Here is a 19269-nt window from a genome sequence, read left to right on the forward strand (position 1 = left end):
TATTTTTTGAAGTCTCTATGATTCGTGAAAATTAGTGCAATTCGCGGCTATCCTTTTTCTCTCAAAGGTTAAGCTCTTTTTTCAACAAACACTAGAAAAAATCTGTTTTTATCTGTGTTTTCACTTTAGCGAATCAGCGTCATCACCGTATGATTTACTCAGATTTAAGTTTGTTTTCTTTTGCCACGAATTTCACGAATTTACACTAATTTTTTGTTGCATAAATTACCAAACAACAAATATGAGCATATTTTTTGATGCCGCCATGATTCGTGAAAATTAGTGCAATTCGTGGCAAAAAAACTATTTGTGGTCAAATGCACGTAAATACCACTTGTATTTTACGGCCATTAATCGAACGGTGATAATAACAATTGAAGTTACGAGGTATAAAACATCATCATTTAGATTCAGTTTTTTCAGAGCAAAAAACACGATTCCGCCCAAAATACAGATCGTCGCATAAATTTCTCTTCTAAATATGGTTGGAATTTCGGTACATAAAATATCACGCGTTACACCACCAAAACAAGCGGTCATAGTTCCTAAAGCAATACAAATAACAGGATGCAAACCAATCATAATACCTTTTTCAAGGCCTATCAAAGTAAAAACTCCCAAGCCAATCGTATCAAACAAAAACAAAGATGTTCTTAATTTATCAAACTTTTTTCTGAAGAGAATTGCCAATCCAAAACCTAAAATAATTACATAAACATATTGCAGATCACGCATCCAGCCTACCGGAGTTCTGCCAATCAGGACATCTCGCAGCGTTCCTCCTCCAACGGCGGTCACAAATGCAATGATAAAAACCCCAAAAGGATCGAGTTTTTTGTGCATTGCAGTCAAAGCGCCGGACATAGCAAAAGCCATCGTACCGATAAGATCTAATAAATGAAACATTTTTTTTGAGGTTCTGAGGTTCTGAGATTCTAAGTCGCTAAGGTTTTAGCTTTGCTTTATTTTTTTACGTAAATCGGGCTTCTTTTCAATAAATAAGTAATCGAATCCATCCAACTGTCTTTTACAGCAAGAAATGGTTTACGTGTTTGAGAATATATTTTTGTGGCATTTTTGTACATATCAAAGTACACGGTATAGTAATAATAAACTTGTGTATTTGCGGTTGTAGTCGAAATATCGCTGGTTTTAACCTTCTTGTTGTTATCGCTTACTTTTGCATTTCCGCTATTATAAGTCGTTGCAGTTGTACCTGATCCAATTGTATACGAAACTTTGGCTGCTACAATATTATCAACGCCCAGGATTTTTTGAAGATCTTCGATAGGAGTTTCATCAATGTTTTTGTGATCAATTCCGGCTTTGTGCAGTAAACTATTCGTTGTTCTTAAATCCTGAACAGTCAACGGAAAAATATTTGCTGATTTATCAAGCAGTTTATTATAAATATCGTTTTGAGCAAACTTCGCCATATCTTCAGAACTTTCCTGAGTATCTGCATTTACGTAAGGAATTGGCAAAACTGCAATTGTATTTGGTTTCATATCTGCAGAAGCAACATTCTGACCTGAATTATTTGAAGCTGTATTTGAGGAAGCATTATTTGCAGATACATCAAAAGTTTGTGAGCGTCCGCTGGCAAAATCTATTCTGGCAATTTGAGAAACATCAAGTGAAATTTGTAATGTCTCTCCCGGCAAAGAATATTCAACCGTTTTATCAGACATTTTAGCAATCGTACATTCAATAATCTGGTAATCTCTTTTTATTATTTTATCTAATTTTTTTCCTCCTTGTGCAAAAGAAAAAACGGAAACAAGTAACAATACTAATACGGCAATTACTTTATTAACTTTCATGGTATTTAGATTAAATTCCCCTACTCTTAGGCTTTTCGGTTACGCCTTTTATTAAACTTTAATACATATACAAAGTTACGAAATCCTAAATTAACACCTCTAAAAAACTCAATAAATTACATATTTTGCGTGTAAAAATTATAATCCTTGAGAATAACTCGAAGAAAGTCATTATTATTGCCCGATTGATTTTTAATTCCTGTTACGCTTTCAATCTTAGCGACTAGTTTGTAGATCATTTCGTGATCGTTTTTGGCATCTGCTTTTTGAAACGTTTCTTTAATAATTCGCATATCATTATCCGATAATTTAATCACTAAAGGATATGTTGGAACATAAGCATCACCTATTTCCTCTAAAATAGTATGGCTTATATCAATTTTATTTTTCAGAGTAATAACTGCCGTTCCTGCCGCCATGTCTCCTAATCGCTGCGCTTTTTTACTTGTAACAACAGCAATTAAACCAACAAGTCCGTAAAGCAATGTAAAATCAATTAGCCTAAAAAACCATCGAATTAAATAGTCACCAAAACCTGCCTGATAACCATCAATTTTTACAACTTTTATTTTTACCAGCTTTTTTCCAATCGTTTGCCCTTCAAAAATACTTTCCAGAGTAATCGAATAAAGCATAATTGGTAAATAAAAGAACAAAAGTATCGACATAACAGACCATGAATCTAATTTATCGAACAATTTATCGAAATGTAACCCGTAAAAAAACACTAATAAAATAACTATTACATAGGAGATTTTTATCAGTAAGTCAATGAAATAAGAACCTAAGCGTTCACCAACCGATGCCGCTATAAAATTTATTTTAACATTTTGTGTCGTGTTAATAGATAATTCTGACATATTTTATATTTTAGCCTACAATGAGAGAAGTCGCCTTCATAAAACAAAATAAAGAAAAATGGCTGGAATTTGAACTAGCTATTTTTGGTAAAGCTAAAAAAAATCCTGATGAGTTAGCTAATTTGTACATTCAATTGATGAATGATTTGTCGTATGCCCAAACTTATTATCCCAAAAGTAAAACAGTTATTTACTTAAATCACCTGGCATCGCAGATTTATCAGAAGATATACAAAACAAAACGAACGGAAAAAAACAGATTGCTGGAATTCTTCAAAACAGAAGTTCCTTTGCTGGTTTACGAATACAAAAGATATTTGATGTATGCTTTTATCTTATTTTTCGCGACTGTAGCAATAGGTGTTGTTTCGGCAAAATACGATCCAAATTTTGTTCGCTTGATTTTGGGAGATTCGTATGTAAATATGACTTTGGAAAATATCAAAAAAGGTAATCCAATGGCAGTTTACGGTTCCGGAACCAATTGGGGAAGTTTTATTGGTATCACTTTCAATAATCTAAAAGTTGGTGCGCAATGCTATTTTTATGGTATTCTTGGCGGTATAGGAACTTTTTGGATTTTCCTCCAAAACTCTATCATGCTGGGATCTTTTCAGTACTTTTTTTATGAGCAAGGAGTTTTCTGGAAAAGCGTTCGCGGAATCTGGATTCACGGCTCTATGGAAATTTTTGCTATCGTAATCGAAACTACTGCAGGCTTTATTCTTGGCGCTTCGATATTGTTTCCTAAAACTTTTTCGAGAATGAATTCTTTTAAAATTGGCTTCAAAAACAGTTTCAAAATATTTCTGAGTACTTTTCCTTTTACAATTAGCGCAGGCTTCCTGGAAGGTTTTATCACGCGTTATTCGATTGATATGCCAAACTGGTTAAGCTCTTTTATCATTTTATTTACCTTAGCAATAATTTCGTTTTATTATCTGGTTTATCCTTTTATAGTGCACAGAAAAACACAACAACTATCAGCCAAATCGAATTAATTGAAACCAATAATGAATAGATTTTTAATTCTTTTATCTTTCCTTTTTTTCTCCGGTATCTCATATGCTCAGGATTCTTTGGCTACAGCCGAACCTCCAAAAATAGCTTCGATAAAATACACAGAGAAAGACATTGAGATTGATTCGAGTACAATTGAAGCCAAAACTTTTAATAAAAACTTCAAAAAGAAATACACAGATTCAGATTTTGTATATGAATATAAAACGCCCGAAAAAAATGCCTGGGATCGTTTTAAAGATTGGCTTGCAAGCGTTTTTAGAAGATTATTTAGTTTTGAAAACACAGCAAGTTCCATCAAATTTGTTTCAATTCTATTGAGAATCATTGCGGTTCTGGTTATTGTAATCGTAATTTATCTGATTGCAAAAGCTTTAATCAATAAAGAAGGACAATGGATTTTTGGCAAAAACGCTCAAAAAAAGACTATCTATTATACTGATATTGAAAAAAACATACATCTTTTAGATTTTGAAAAACTGATAAAAGAAAGTATTAATTCCGGCGAAAAAAGAATTGCAATTCGGTATTATTATCTATGGCTTTTAAAAGTCATGGCGCAGAATCATTATATAGAATGGGATATCGAAAAAACAAATTCTGATTATTTATACGAACTTCAAAGACCAATCCATAAAGAAGAATTCACTTATTTGTCTTACTTGTATAATTATATTTGGTACGGAGAATTTCAAATTGACGAAATCTCATTCGATAAAGCAGAAAACAGATTTAAGAAAGCCTTAAAAACCTTTAGCAATGGATAAAAATATCAAAGTTTACATCGCTATTCTGGTTTTTGTTTTAGCATTAATTTTAATAGCAGATCGCGATCAGCCAAAACCTATCGATTGGAGTCCAACTTATTCTGTCAATGACAAAATCCCGCTTGGATTATATGTTTTTGACAAAGAAATTCATGGCTTTTTAAAGCCTCAGAAATTAGAAAAAATTGTAACCCAAACTCCTTATGAGTTTCTGGATTCTAAATATGATGAAGATACTCTGGTCGAAAATTATTCGATAAAAGGTACAATTTTAAACATATCAGAAGCAAACAATATTGACGATCAGTCTGTAACCGAAATTTTCTATTTTGTATCTCATGGAAACAATGCTTTTTTGAGTATGAGAGATTTTCCGAGTGCTATTTTGGATAGTTTAAAACTAACAATCAATGTAAATTTCGGACTTCCGGATAGTAACTCAATTTGGCTTGCCAATAAAAAAGTGAGTTCCAAAACCTATCATTTAAAAGAAGGAGTTGGCGATAATTATTTTTCGAAAATTGATACTTTAAACAGTACTGTTTTAGGTTACCAAAGTTATGTGCCAAAACAAAAGCATGTTAACTTTATAAAAGTAGCGTATAAAAGCGGCTATTTTTATTTACATACTCAGCCAGCCACGTTTAGTAATTTTCATTTATTGAAAAAAGATCATTATCAATATGCTGAAAATGTGCTTTCTTATTTACCAAAAGGTGATGTTTTCTGGTATACAAAAGGAATAAACGATGAGAAAATTTCGCAATCACCATTACGTTATATTTTTAGTCAGCCAGCTTTAAAATGGGCTTGGTATTTATCGTTAATCGGAATATTGATTTTTATAATTTTTAATGCAAAACGAAAACAACGCATCGTTCCAATCCTGAAACCTTTGCCGAATTTAACGATTGATTTTACAAAAACCATTGGTAATTTGTACTATCAGGAAGGCGATCACGGTAATATTATTGATAAAAAAATCATTTATTTCCTGGAACGAATCCGGAATGAATATTTACTGGACACGACAAAACTGGATGACGATTTTATCAAAAAATTACATTTAAAAACAGGCAAAGATCAAACTGATATTCGGGAACTCGTGTTCTTAATTAACGAACACAGAAAGAGTTATCACGGAAGTCTAGAAGAAGATTTAATCAGAATTAATAACGCAATAGAAAAGGTTTTAAATTAATATAAAAAAGACATTTGCCATAGATTAAAAAAATACTGCCACGAATTTCACGAATTTTCACTAATTCTAATTCAATTTGAGCCAACTCAATTGGTGTAAATTTGTGAAATTAGTGGCAAAAAAATCATCTTAATCCTTTTAATCTGTGGCAGAAAAAAATAAGCAACTAAAGAAAAACATACCAACATGGACGATATCAATACACCAGAAACCGAAATCACGAACGAAAATGTGAATTTTGAAACCAGATTAAACTTAGGCCCGCTTTTAGATCACGTTAACAGCATCAAAAAAGAGCTTGAAACTGTAATTGTTGGACAACATAAAATGATCGATCAGCTTTTGGTTGCGATACTTTCAAACGGACATGTTTTACTTGAAGGTGTTCCGGGAGTTGCCAAAACGATTACGGCTAAACTATTGTCTAAAACGTTGAACATTGGCTTTAGCCGAATTCAGTTTACGCCGGATTTAATGCCGTCTGATATTTTAGGAACCTCTATTTTTAATCTTAAAACTTCTGAATTTCAGTTTAAACAAGGTCCGATTTTTTCGAATTTAATTTTGATTGATGAGATTAACCGTGCTCCTGCCAAAACTCAAGCGGCACTTTTTGAAGTTATGGAAGAGCGTCAGATTACAATTGACGGTTTTGCCTATCAGCTTGAAACTCCTTTTTTGGTTATTGCAACACAAAATCCAATTGAGCAAGAAGGAACATATCGTTTGCCGGAAGCACAATTAGACCGTTTTTTATTCAAAATCACGATTGATTATCCAAAATTAAATGAAGAAATTTTAATCATCCAAAGAGAGCATTTATTGCAGGATCACGGAAAATTAGAAGCTATAAAAGCAGTGCTTTCTGCTGCAGAAATAAAAGATTACCAAGCTTTAGTAAAACAAATTAGAGTTGAGCAGAATTTATTAGAATATATTGCTCGAATTGTAGTAAACACGCGCGAAAATGCCTTTTTATATTTAGGAGCTTCACCTCGTGCTTCGATTGCAATTTTAAACGCTGCAAAAGGTTTCGCTGCCATTCGTGGACGCGATTTCGTAACGCCGGAAGATATTAAAGAAGCTGCAATTCCGGTTTTACAACACCGTGTTATTGTAACGCCTGAACGTGAAATGGAAGGAATTACAAGTCCTGAAATTATTAAACAAATTATTGAAACAGTCGAGATACCAAGGTAAATTTTTAGTTTTCAGTCGCAGTGTTCAGTTTTCAGTCACAGTCGCAGTCTTCACACTGAATACTGAGACTGAATACTGAAAAACTGAGACTGAAAAACTGAGACTGAAAAACTGAGACTGAAAACTGAGACCGAATACTAAAAAAATGAAATTCATAAAAAGTCTATACCTGAACAACTTCTTTTTCTATGTGCTTTTAGGCATTATCGGAATGTTTGTTTGTGCTTTTATTTTTCCGAATTTATACAATGCCGTTTGGTTTGTAGTTCTGATTTTAATCACATTTCTGGGACTTGATCTTTTGCTTTTATATTTTGCACGAACAGGAATTGAGGCAACTCGAAATACTCCCGAAAAACTCTCAAATGGCGATTTGAATCCGATAAGTATTAGTATCAAAAACCATTATACGTTTACTATTTCGGTAAAGATTATTGACGAAATTCCGTTTCAGTTTCAAGTTCGTGATTTCAAACTTATCAAGTCTATAAAAGCTTCTGCTGAAATAGAAATCGGTTATGATTTGCGTCCAACAGAACGTGGAGAATATTATTTTGGAGACTTAAATCTTTACGTTTCTTCTCCTTTAAAGTTAATTTCGAGAAGATTCACTTTCGATAAAGATCAAATGGTGCCAACATATCCTTCTTTTATTCAATTGAGGAAGTATGATTTATTGGCTTTTTCGAATAATTTACATCAATACGGAATCAAAAAAATACGCCGAATTGGTCATACAATGGAATTTGAACAAATTAAAGAATATGTTCAGGGCGACGATCTTAGAACGCTAAACTGGAAAGCTACAGCGAAGAAAAACTCGTTGATGGTGAACCAATTTCAGGACGAAAAATCACAATCGGTTTATATGGCAATTGACAAAGGCCGTGTGATGCAAATGCCTTTTGACGGATTGAGTTTATTGGATTATGCTATAAATTCGACTTTGGTTTTGTCAAATGTTATTCTGAAAAAACAAGACAAAGCGGGGATTTTTTCTTTCTCTAAAAAAGTAGAAAACAGAGTTTTTGCAGAGAAAAGATCTTCGCAAATGCAGAAAATTCTAGAAACCTTATACAACATCAAAACTGACTTTTTTGAAAGTGACTATAGTCGTTTGTATGTCGATATCAAGAAAAATATCAATCAGCGAAGTTTGATTATTTTATATACTAATTTTGAAACAATGGATGGTTTAAAGAGACAATTACCTTATTTAAAAGGAATTGCAAAAAACCATTTATTAGTTGTTGTTTTCTTTAGTAATACGGAATTGAATGATCTCATTAACAGAAAAACAAATACAATTCAGGAAATATACGATAAGGTAATTGCTGAAAAATTCATGTTTGAGAAAAAACTTATTGCCAACGAGCTCAAGAAATACGGAATTTACTCGGTTCTTACTCAGCCTGAAAACCTGACTTTGGATACTATTAATAAATATTTAGAGATTAAGGCAAGAGGAATTTTGTAGGGTAATGTGAAATGTAAAATAATATATTTTTATTGAGATCACGATTTAGTTAGAAGTATTAAAATTTAAAAACCGAAATTTAGAATAAATCCGAATGAAAATCAAAATTAGTCTTGTTGCAATTTTTGCAATCTTTTCACAAACAATTACAAGTCAAAAAAGTATTCCAACAATAAAAGCAATGTCTTCAAAACTTGATATTAGGGACGGAAAAAGTTTTAAACCTCAATACTGGACTATTTCTCCACAAATAAATCCGGATGTATACGAAACTTCTTCTTTAGGACAAAAAGTTACGTTTATTACTGATAAAGATTCAATTAGTGTGAAAATTAAAAAAGACACAAAATTAGATTTTATTATTTTACTTAATGATTCTACAAAAGCATACACGCAGATTAAATATAAAGCTGTACCGCAGTATTTAGAAATACTAAAAAATGCAGAAAAATACAATTATTCTGATAATCGATTTATTCCAAATTTCAGCTATCAATCAATAGAAAATCCAAATTTGGTAAAAATCAGGAAAGATTTAAAATTAGATTCAATTGCCGGAACTGGTAATGAAATTTCAAAAATTCTAAATTTACTTCATTGGGTTCACAACACCATCAGACATGACGGCGCTTCAAACAATCCGACTTCAAGAAATGCAATTGACTTAATTAAAGTATGCAAAACAGAGAATCGCGGGATTAATTGCAGAATGATGGCTACAATTCTTAATGAATGTTACTTGTCTTTGGGAATAAAATCTCGATATATTACTTGTATGCCAAAAGAAACTCAATTTGATGATTGTCATGTGATCAATATGGTGTACAGCAATGAGTTTAAAAAATGGATTTGGATTGACCCAACCTTTAATGCTTATGTTATGAATGAAAAAGGGGAATTGCTTAGTATTGCAGAGGTAAGAGAAAGATTAATTAAAGGGAAAACGTTAATTTTAAATCCTGAAGCAAATTGGAACAACCAAGCATCACAAACCAAAAAGTATTATTTAGAAACTTATATGGCAAAAAATTTATATAGGCTTCAAACTCCTTTGATTAGTCAATACGATTCTGAAACATGGAAAAATGTCAAAGAAATAACTTATGTTGAATTATTGCCTTTAGATGGTATTGAACAAACTCCGCAAAAATCGGAATTGACTAACAATGAAACAAAAGTAAATTTTACATATTACAAAACGAATAATCCAAATTTATTCTGGACAAAACCAACAGAATAAGAAAGGATGTTTGAGAAAAAACTCATTGCGAACGAACTCAAAAAATACGGAATTTACTCGGTTCTTACTCAGCCTGAAAACCTGACTTTGGATACTATTAATAAATATCCCGAGATTAAAGCAAGAGGGATTTTGTAACAACATGAAATGCGTGTTGTGAAAATGTAAAATGAATACTGAATCAAAAAATTAAGAAATTGAGAAAAATAATACTTGTATTACTTATTGTTCTTGCATCAAAGACTTATAGTCAAGAAAGCAAAATTGAAATGATTTCTAAATTCGATAGTCCAACTTTTGGGTCCAGAGAATTTATTTTGGAAAACTTTCAAGGAATTCAAAAACTAGATTTAAGATTCACTAATTCTGAAAAATTAATTGGAAAAAATTTCAAATTCATAATTCGAAAATATAAAAACGGAAAAATCGCTACTGAAAAAACGATACATGATACAAAAAAATATAACTCACCTAAAATAGGGAAAGACTTCAAATTTTCTATTGTTACGCAACAAATTCCAAACAATCAAAAAATTTGGTTTTTCTTTCCAGATCACTTTAATAACAATGTTTTTGAAGTAAGCAAAAAGTTTCCAGATGCAACATTTTCTCTTAGAGATGTTACTGAAAACAGCTCCGAAAGTATTGTTTTTGAAATTGGGAAAGAAAATCAAATTGCATTAATTACTCCTCCAAACGATAATCCTGACAAAGGTGATTTAGGATATTGTGAGGTTTCTAAAGGAAATATAGATGTTGATAAATGGTATAACAAATACAAAATTTCAGAATTTTTCTTGATTTATTTAATAATTGAAGATTAAAGCACGAATAATTCCTTACCAGATGTGAAATGTATGTTGTGAAAATGTAAAATGAATATTATTTAGATATCAATTTCATAAGTTAAATTTAAGAATGATCAAAAATCTTTGAACCTTTGTTTCTATTGACCTTTGTAACTCAAAAAAAAATGAAAAAACTACTTTTACTTCTACTCGCTTTTACAAGCTTTTTGTCTAATGCACAAAAAACAGAAAACATCATCATTATAACCACTGACGGTTTTAGATGGCAGGAAATTTTTAAAGGAATGGATTCGGCTATTGCCAATGATAAAAAATTTAATCAGGGCGATAGTACTTATATCTATAAAAAATATTCCAGTTCAGACTTTAAGGAATCACGCAAAAAAATCATGCCTTTTTTATGGTCAGAAATTGCCACAAAAGGACAAATTTATGGCAATCGCGATTTAGGAAGCAAAGTAGATGTTTCGAATCCGTATTGGTTTAGTTATCCCGGATATAGTGAGATTATGACCGGAAATGTTGACGTTGCGGTAAATTCAAATCATTATAAAGCAAACCCGAATGTAAATGTTTTGGAGTTTCTAAATCAGCAATCAAAACTAAAAGGTAAAGTTGCCGCTTTTGGAGCCTGGGATGCTTTTGACCGAATTTTAAACGAAGAAAGAAGTGGTTTTCCTGTAATTTCTGCCTTTGATAATGTTGGAGGAAATAAACCAACAGAAACGCAAAAACTATTAAACGAAATGCGTAATAATTCGTTTAAGCCTTTTCATGAAGATGAATGTCTGGACGTTTTTACACATTATGAAGCTTTAAATGAGCTGAAAACTAAAAAGCCAAAAGTACTTTATATCGCTTACGGAGAAACGGATGAATGGGCGCATTCAGGACATTACAGATCGTATCTTGACGCTGCAAATCAGGTAGACAAATGGATTAAAGAAATTTGGGATTTTGTTCAAAATGATCCACAATACAAAAACAAAACTACTTTGATAATCACGGTAGATCATGGTCGTGGTGACAAAACAAAAGAACAATGGACAGATCACGGTGCTGATGTTCCGGGTGCATCACAAATTTGGTTTGCTGCAATGGGACCTGAAATCGCGCCAAAAGGCGAAGTAAAAACAGATTCTCAGTTGTATCAAAAACAAATTGCACAAACAATTGCCAAAATTATGGGTTACACTTTTACAACCTCGCATCCTGTTGCTGATGAGATTACCGAAGTGACTAAAAAATAATATTTTTTTTGCCACGAATTACTCGAATTTGCACGAATTTTTGTTGTAATATTTGCGAAAAAACCGTCTAAAAAAAGTTTTGCCACAGATTAAAAGGATTAAAAATGATTAAAAAATCAATGTAAAACATTTTAATCTGTGACAAAAAAAAATTAGTGCAAATTCGAGTAATTCGTGGCAAACTTTTTCTATGAACCTTTGCAACTTAAAAAACCTCAGAAACTTAGTACCTAAAAACCTTAGAACCTTCAAAATAATCAATCAAAACCAATTTATTTCAATGAAAAAACTTCTACCATTTCTTTTTTTAATTGCCTTTTCTATTCCAAAAATTACTGCTCAGGAACCCAAAAACAATGACGAGCTCTTTGAAAAAACTTTAAATTACCAATCAGGAAAAATCACTTTACCCGAAGGAGACGGAACCTTAAATGTTCCCGCAGGATTTAAATTCCTTAACGCTGAACAAACACAGGGAGTTTTAACAAATTTATGGGGAAATCCAGAAGACAAAAGTGTTTTGGGATCTCTTGTACCTGACGGAAAAGGGGTTACACATAGCAATAGTTGGATGTTTGTTATTAGTTATCAAGGAGATGGTTTTGTAAAAGACGATGATGCCGGAGATATTGACTATGACGATTTGCTAAAAACCATGAAAGAAGATGTTCAGACAGAAAATGAAGAACGTAAAAAAGGCGGTTATCCAGAAGTGCAATTAATAGGCTGGGCATCAAAACCTTATTATGATACTAATTTGAAAGTATTACATTGGGCAAAAGAATTAAAATTTGGTCAGGATCAAGCCAATACTTTAAATTATGACTTAAGAGTTTTAGGACGAAAAGGAATGTATAATATTTCGGCAGTTGCAGGAATGAGTGAACTTGCAGAAGTAAAAGCAAGTATTCCCGGAATTTTAAAAAGTGTTGAATTCAATGACGGACACAAATATTTAGACTTTGATGCAGATACAGATACCGTTGCTGCGTGGACTATTGGCGGATTAGTTGCCGGAAAAGTTCTTGCAAAAGTTGGATTCTTTGCTATAATTGCCAAATTTGGTAAAATCATATTCTTAGCAATTGCAGCAGGTTTTGCAGCCTTCAAGAAATTTTTATTCGGTAAAAAAGATCAGGTTACTACAAGACCAGAAGAAGAAGAAACTGTATTATTAGAAGAAAATAATTCTACACAAGAATAATTTTTTTGCCACGAATTGCTCGAATTTTCACGAATTAATATTCCGCTTTAACGCGACAAAAGTTTAGCCGCAAATTAAAGGATTAAAATGATTAGAAAATCCTTTATAAATCAATTCAATCTGTGGCAAAAAAATAATTCGTGCAAATTCGTGCAATTTGTGGCAAGCTTTTTTCTCAAACAAAGACGCACAGCAGTGCGTCTCTACTTAAAACCTTTGCCCCTTTTTAAAAAAATCTCAGTACCTTAGCGCCTCAGAAACTTAGTACCTTCAAAAAAAATGAAACAAATTACTTCAATACAAAATCCGTTTATAAAATCTCTTGTTTTATTACAGGAAAAGGCAAAAAACCGCAAACAAACAGGAACATTTTTAATTGAAGGTTTACGCGAAATTTCACTTGCTATAAAAGGCGGTTACGAAATTGAAACTGTTTTATTTTTACCTGAATTGGTTACTGAAAATGAGATTAATAAATTGGTAAATACACCAGTTCAGTTAATCGAAATCAATAAGGAAGTTTACCAAAAACTAGCCTATCGCGATACCACCGAAGGTATTTTGGCTATAGCCAAAACAAAATCGATGTTATTATCTGATTTAAAATTATCTGATAATCCGTTAATTATTGTGGCCGAAGCACCTGAAAAACCAGGAAATATCGGAGCGCTTTTACGTACTGCGGATGCTGCAAATCTTGACGCAGTTTTGATTGCAAATCCCAAAAGCGACTTATACAATCCAAATATTGTACGTTCAAGTGTTGGTTGTTTATTTACCAATCAAATTGCAACCGGAACTACTGCCGAAATCATTGCTTTTTTGAAAGAAAAAAAGATTGATTTTTATTGCGCTACTTTACAAAATTCAACTTCATATCATACACAGGATTTTACGACTCCAACTGCTTTGGTTGTTGGCACAGAAGCTACAGGTCTAACACAAGACTGGCGTGATGCGGCAACACAAAATATCATTATTCCAATGCAAGGCGAAATCGACAGTATGAACGTATCTGTTGCTGCGGCTATTTTAATTTTTGAAGCCAAAAGACAAAGAGGATTCAACTAAACCAAAACTTTATATTATGAATTACAAATTATCTCTTTTAGCATTATTATTTAGTTTTTCCGTTTCGGCACAAATAACCAATCAAGAAGTCGATGAATTGGTAAATCGAACTATAAAAGCATTTGACGTTCCCGGAATTGCTGTCGCAATTGTAAAAGACGGAAAAGTAGTTCTGGCAAAAGGTTATGGCGTAAAATCTGTAATTACGCAGCAAAAAGTAGATGCAAATACGCTTTTTGGAATTGCCTCAAATAGTAAAGCTTTTACAACAGCTGCACTTGCAATGCTAGTTGATGAAGGCAAAATAAAATGGGATGATAAAGTCACCAAATATCTTCCGGATTTCAAAATGTCCGATGATTATGTAACTCGTGAATTCACAATTCGTGATCTTTTAACTCACAGAAGCGGACTTGGACTTGGTGCCGGAGATTTAATGATCTGGCCTGACGGAAGTGATTTTAAAGCACAGGATATAATTCATAATTTAAGATATCTAAAACCTGTTTCAAGTTTTAGAACCAAGTATGATTATGACAATTTGATGTACATTATTGCAGGCGAAATCGTGCATGTTGTAACGGGTCAAACCTGGGCAGATTTTGTTGAAGAACGTATCATGAAACCTCTGGAAATGAATAATAGTGTCGCTTCTATCAAACGTTTAAAAGACACAAGCAATGTAATTACACCGCACGTTCCGATTGATGGAAAACTGAAAACAATAAAACGTTACGAAAATCAACTTTTTGATGGTGCAGCCGGAATTTATTCAAGTGTAAATGACTTGAGCAAATGGGCTATTCTTCAAATCAATAATGGAAAATACGGCGATAATAAACAATTATTTTCGGAAAAAGAACATGACGAAATGTGGCAATTACAAACTATTATTCCAGCGAAAACAAGACCTCCGTACAATACTCATTTTTCAGGATATGGTTTAGGCTGGTTTTTAAGTGATGTAAAAGGATACAAACAAGTTTCTCATACTGGCGGTTTAGAAGGAAATGTAACGCAAACTACTTTGATTCCGGAAATAGGTTTAGGAATTATTGTTTTGACCAATCAACAATCCGGAGCAGCTTTTAGCGCTATTACAAACACGATAAAAGACAGTTATTTAGGCATTAAACCAGACGATTATGTAACAACTTACAGCAATCGCGTAAAAGCCAGTGAAGAATCTGCTGATAAAGTAACGGATGAAGTTTGGGCAACTGTCGCTAAAAACAAAAAAGATAAACTTAAAGTCGATTTTTCAAAAATTACAGGAACTTACAAAGACAATTGGTTTGGCGAAGTGACGATAATGGAGAAAAAAGGAAAAGCATATTTTGCATCAAAACGTTCTCCACAACTCGTTGGTGAAGTCTTTTTCTATAAAGATGGAAATTATGTCGTAAAATGGAATAACGCTTTTTTCCATGCTGATGCTCATTTGCTTTTCAAATATGATGAAAGCGGGAAAGTAAATAATCTAAAAATGCTTCCAATCTCTGAATTAACTGATTTTAGTTATGATTTTCAGGATTTGGATTTTTCGAAGGAATAATTTCAAAGTTTAAGGTTTAAGGTTTAAAAGTGGGCGTGAAAACATTGGTCAAAGACTTGAAATTCGAAGAAAATCATATTTTAGGGATCCATTTTAATCCATTCTTTACAATTGTAATCGACAATCTTGTCATTTCGACGAAGGAGAAATCACACTCGGGATTAGACAAAGATTGGCGATTTTGATTGCGGAGTCTCTAGTGTGATTTCTCCTTCGTCGAAATAACAAAAAAAACTATAAACAATAGTCTATATAGTCCCTACGGGACATTTTTTTTGGTTGCGACTATTTTTCTACCAATATGTTGCTCCTAACGGAGCATAGCCCGTACGATAATCTTTGGATATATTTTTTCTATCAATATTTTTCTACCTATAATATAGCGCCTAACGGAGCATTATTCATGTTGACTACGATAATTGATTATATTTTACTACTCCAACATTTAATCCCTACGGGATATTTCTTTTTGTTGAAACATAACGTTTATAATTTACCTATGAGAAAATATCCCGTAGGGATTAAATATTGGTAACCAAACTATTACACTCAGCGATTTTTGTCCCGTTAGGGACTACACTTTTTTTATTAAAGATTGAAAAAAACTCAATTCTACTCGATTTTAGCTGCCAAAATCTACCCTCTCAAATCCAAAATCTAAAATCACAAATCAACCTTCCATTCCCTTGCGTATGTTCAAACTTATTGCTATTTTTAGTACTTGAACTATGCCGTTATGATAGAAATAGATATTGAAAAAGAAAATAAAGCAATTGCCCAAGAGTACAAAGAATTACTTCGAATCAGTTATCAGACTTTAAGCCCAACCGACAAAAAACTAATTCGTAAAGCATTTGATGTTGCCGTTGACGCACACAAAGAACAAAGACGCAAATCTGGCGAAGCGTATATCTTTCATCCTATTGCAGTTGCAAAAATTGTTGCCTCAGAAATTGGTTTGGGAGCGACCTCTATTGCTGCGGCATTATTGCACGATGTTGTTGAGGATACTCCAATGACGGTTGAAGATATTGAACGTTTATTCAACCCAAAAGTAGCTCAGTTAGTTGAAGGTTTAACCAAAATATCTTTGGTTCAAAAAGACCTTAATGCTTCAATGCAAGCAGAGAATTTTAGAAAAATGATCCTTACGCTGAACGATGATGTTCGTGTAATTTTGATAAAACTGGCAGATCGTTTGCATAATATGCAAACTATGGATTCGATGGCGGAATACAAACAAACCAAAATCGCCTCTGAAACGCTTTATATTTATGCGCCACTCGCCCACCGTTTAGGACTTTATAATATTAAAACTAAACTGGAAGATTTAGGTTTGAAATATACAGAACCTGCTGTTTACAACGACATTGTTAGTAAAATAAGGGAAACAAAAGAGGAACAAGACGCTTATATCAAAGATATATCAGATGTTTTGAAAAAATCCTTAGACTTAGAAAACATTGATTATATCATAAAAGGACGTCCGAAATCTATCTATTCGATTCGCCGAAAAATGCGTGCTCAAAATGTGAGTTTTGATGAAGTTTATGACAAATTTGCTTTAAGAATTGTCTATAAATCAGATCAGCACGACGAGAAATTTGTGGCGTGGAAAATATATTCCATCGTAACAGATCATTACAGACCAAGCCCGAGTCGTTTGCGTGACTGGATTTCGTCTCCAAAATCTACTGGTTACGAAGCGTTGCACATTACCGTTATGGGACCAAAAGGTCGTTGGGTCGAAGTGCAGGTTCGAAGCGAACGTATGGACGAAATTGCCGAAAAAGGTTACGCAGCGCATTATAAATATAAAAACGGAGCCACAGAAGAAAGTGGTCTTGACGTTTGGCTGAATTTACTTCGTGAAGCATTAGAAAATCAGGAAACCAATGCGGTAGATTTTGTCGAAGATTTTAAAATGAATTTATATTCGAAAGAAATCTTCGTCTTTACGCCAAAAGGAGAAATTAAATCACTGCCAAAAGGCGCAACTTCTCTTGATTTTGCTTTTAGTATTCACTCAGAAATTGGAATTAAAACCAGAGGAACTCGTGTAAACGGGCGCTTGGTTCCATTAAATCACGAACTAAAAAGTGGTGATCAGGTTGAAGTTATTACTTCGGTTAATCAAAAACCAACCGTAAACTGGTTGGAATATGTAACAACTTCAAGAGCCAAAAACAAGATTAAAAACGTTCTTAACGAGAACACAAAAAAAATTGCCGAAGAAGGAAAAGAATTACTTACCAGAAAACTTAAACATCTTAAAATAACTATCAATGAACAAGTAATCAATGAATTGGTTAACTTTTTCAAACTTAAAACAAGTTTAGATTTATTTTACAGAGTTGGAATTGGTGCAATCGAAAATCAGCAATTAAAAGATTATGCTGCTCAAAAAAGCAACACATTTATCAATTTCTTTAAAAATAAAATTAAACGAAATAAAGATACAACGGCTGCAGATGACATTCATAAACCTGTAATCAGCAGTAATTATGATATGCTGGTTTTTGGAACGGAGCACGACAAACTCGATTATAAACTTTCGCAATGTTGTAATCCAATTCCGGGAGACGATGTTTTTGGTTTTGTAACTATAAACGAAGGAATCAAAGTTCACAAAAAAGATTGTCCAAACGCAATTGGAATGCAGTCAAATTATGCGTATCGAATTATGAGTGCCAAATGGATTGATTCTTCGCAAGAAGAATTCAAAGCCATTATCAACATTACCGGAATGGATGTTTTGGGACTTACAAATCAATTGACAAGAGTAATTTCGAACAATATGAGTGTGAATATTCAGAGTATTTCGTTAAGCACTGATGCCGGAATTTTTCACGGACAAATTGCTGTTATTGTAAAAAATAATACCATTTTGAAGAAAATGATTAATGCAATTAAAAAGATTGATGGCGTTGATAAAGTAACGAGAGAATACAGAACCTAGTTAAGTCGAAAGTTTAAAGTCTTAAAGTCAAAAGGAGAATATTAAATCGTGACTATTTTAATTCAATTATTCTTTACTTAAATTATTGCAATAAATATTTTTTCATGATAAATAATTCTTTAGAAATAGAAATTCCAAAAGTAAATTTTGATGAAAACGGAGCGCTTTTAATTGTTGCTTCTGAATCTTCTTCAAAAGATGATTTTGATTTTTTTCAAGGGAAATCAATTATTCGGAATAAAAAACTAAAGAAGAGATTTGCCAATTGTACAGAATGGATTGAATTTTCTTCGACTCAGGAAATGTACAAGATTCTGAACGGAATTGGGAATATTGATAATTTTCTAGCCACTTTTGACGATGAACCTTTTGAAGGAATGACAGTTCGCCTTTTTAATCCAAAAACAAAATTATGGAGTATTTATTGGGCAGATTCTACTACCGGAACTTTGGACAAACCCGTAATTGGTTCGTTTGAGAACAAGGTTGGACATTTTTTTTCAAAAGATATTTTTGAAGATAAAAATGTTTTGCAAGTATTCCGTTGGGATGCCAGAGACGAAAACAATCCTGTTTGGAGTCAAGCAATGTCTGATGATAACGGAGAAACCTGGGAATGGAATTGGTATATGTACATGTCTAAAACTAAATAAAGAATTGTTAGTTTTATCATAAATAAAAATAATTATGTTAATTAAGCTTATCTGGATTCTTTAAATATTATTAGCGTAAAAGCCTTAAATTAGTGCACTATTGCTACTCAAATTAAAAGAGGAACGTTAAACTTTAAACCCGAAACTTTTATTCATTAAAAATAAAAAATTATCTTTGCC

The 19269-nt window shown here is 32.6% G+C and carries 17 protein-coding genes; 14 read left to right on the forward strand and 3 right to left on the reverse strand.

Features of this window, described 5'->3' with window-relative positions; all coding sequences use genetic code 11:
* Positions 1 to 303 precede the first annotated feature (303 nt).
* From C8C83_RS01295 to C8C83_RS01305, 3 genes are all read right to left on the reverse strand, one after another.
* Positions 304 to 906, reverse strand: a complete 603-nt coding sequence (locus tag C8C83_RS01295; RefSeq protein ID WP_121326085.1) for a trimeric intracellular cation channel family protein — start codon at positions 904 to 906, stop codon at positions 304 to 306.
* 56 nt (positions 907 to 962) lie between these two features.
* On the reverse strand, positions 963 to 1823 hold the full coding sequence (locus C8C83_RS01300; protein WP_121326086.1) for a hypothetical protein: 861 nt from the start codon (positions 1821 to 1823) through the stop codon (positions 963 to 965).
* A 116-nt stretch (positions 1824 to 1939) separates the two neighbouring features.
* Positions 1940 to 2683, reverse strand: coding sequence for an RDD family protein (locus C8C83_RS01305; RefSeq protein ID WP_121326087.1), 744 nt, complete (start codon positions 2681 to 2683; stop codon positions 1940 to 1942).
* A gap of 20 nt (positions 2684 to 2703) precedes the next feature.
* Here C8C83_RS01305 and C8C83_RS01310 point away from each other — a divergent pair, with 20 nt between their 5' ends.
* The 14 genes from C8C83_RS01310 to C8C83_RS01375 all read left to right on the forward strand — a co-directional run bounded on the left by C8C83_RS01310 (position 2704) and on the right by C8C83_RS01375 (position 19089).
* The gene (locus C8C83_RS01310) at positions 2704 to 3684 is read left to right on the forward strand and encodes a stage II sporulation protein M (RefSeq protein ID WP_121326088.1); all 981 of its coding nucleotides are present in this window, start codon (positions 2704 to 2706) and stop codon (positions 3682 to 3684) included.
* 12 nt (positions 3685 to 3696) lie between these two features.
* Positions 3697 to 4470: a DUF4129 domain-containing protein gene (locus C8C83_RS01315; RefSeq protein WP_121326089.1), complete on the forward strand. Its 774-nt coding sequence runs from the start codon at positions 3697 to 3699 to the stop codon at positions 4468 to 4470.
* Positions 4463 to 5671, forward strand: coding sequence for a DUF4350 domain-containing protein (locus C8C83_RS01320; protein WP_121326090.1), 1209 nt, complete (start codon positions 4463 to 4465; stop codon positions 5669 to 5671). Before C8C83_RS01315 ends, C8C83_RS01320 begins: the two co-directional genes overlap by 8 nt.
* Positions 5672 to 5857: 186 nt before the next feature.
* Positions 5858 to 6871 carry a MoxR family ATPase gene (locus C8C83_RS01325; RefSeq protein WP_121326091.1) on the forward strand — a complete coding sequence of 338 codons (1014 nt, stop codon included), beginning with the start codon at positions 5858 to 5860 and terminating at the stop codon, positions 6869 to 6871.
* A 145-nt stretch (positions 6872 to 7016) separates the two neighbouring features.
* Positions 7017 to 8348, forward strand: coding sequence for a DUF58 domain-containing protein (locus C8C83_RS01330; protein WP_121326092.1), 1332 nt, complete (start codon positions 7017 to 7019; stop codon positions 8346 to 8348).
* Between the two features lie 94 nt (positions 8349 to 8442).
* Positions 8443 to 9588, forward strand: coding sequence for a transglutaminase-like domain-containing protein (locus C8C83_RS01335; protein ID WP_199735278.1), 1146 nt, complete (start codon positions 8443 to 8445; stop codon positions 9586 to 9588).
* 6 nt (positions 9589 to 9594) lie between these two features.
* Entirely contained in the window at positions 9595 to 9726 is a 132-nt protein-coding gene (locus tag C8C83_RS27440) for a hypothetical protein (protein WP_255416675.1), read from the forward strand.
* Positions 9727 to 9785: 59 nt separating this feature from the next.
* The gene (locus C8C83_RS01345) at positions 9786 to 10412 is read left to right on the forward strand and encodes a hypothetical protein (protein ID WP_132011627.1); all 627 of its coding nucleotides are present in this window, start codon (positions 9786 to 9788) and stop codon (positions 10410 to 10412) included.
* A gap of 149 nt (positions 10413 to 10561) precedes the next feature.
* Positions 10562 to 11647 (forward strand): phosphoglyceromutase, encoded by a 1086-nt coding sequence (locus tag C8C83_RS01350; RefSeq protein ID WP_121326094.1) that lies wholly within the window; start codon positions 10562 to 10564, stop codon positions 11645 to 11647.
* 280 nt (positions 11648 to 11927) lie between these two features.
* The gene (locus tag C8C83_RS01355) at positions 11928 to 12851 is read left to right on the forward strand and encodes a DUF2167 domain-containing protein (RefSeq protein ID WP_121326095.1); all 924 of its coding nucleotides are present in this window, start codon (positions 11928 to 11930) and stop codon (positions 12849 to 12851) included.
* A gap of 279 nt (positions 12852 to 13130) precedes the next feature.
* A complete protein-coding gene (locus C8C83_RS01360; protein WP_121326096.1) occupies positions 13131 to 13922 on the forward strand; it encodes an RNA methyltransferase in 792 nt (263 codons plus the stop codon).
* A gap of 16 nt (positions 13923 to 13938) precedes the next feature.
* Complete coding sequence (locus C8C83_RS01365) at positions 13939 to 15477, forward strand: serine hydrolase (RefSeq protein WP_121329908.1); 1539 nt, start codon at positions 13939 to 13941, stop codon at positions 15475 to 15477.
* Between the two features lie 736 nt (positions 15478 to 16213).
* Positions 16214 to 18436 (forward strand): RelA/SpoT family protein, encoded by a 2223-nt coding sequence (locus C8C83_RS01370; RefSeq protein ID WP_099711326.1) that lies wholly within the window; start codon positions 16214 to 16216, stop codon positions 18434 to 18436.
* 104 nt (positions 18437 to 18540) lie between these two features.
* Complete coding sequence (locus C8C83_RS01375) at positions 18541 to 19089, forward strand: hypothetical protein (RefSeq protein ID WP_121326097.1); 549 nt, start codon at positions 18541 to 18543, stop codon at positions 19087 to 19089.
* The last annotated feature ends 180 nt before the right edge of the window (positions 19090 to 19269 follow it).

This window comes from Flavobacterium sp. 90, from assembly GCF_004339525.1.
GTDB lineage: Bacteria > Bacteroidota > Bacteroidia > Flavobacteriales > Flavobacteriaceae > Flavobacterium.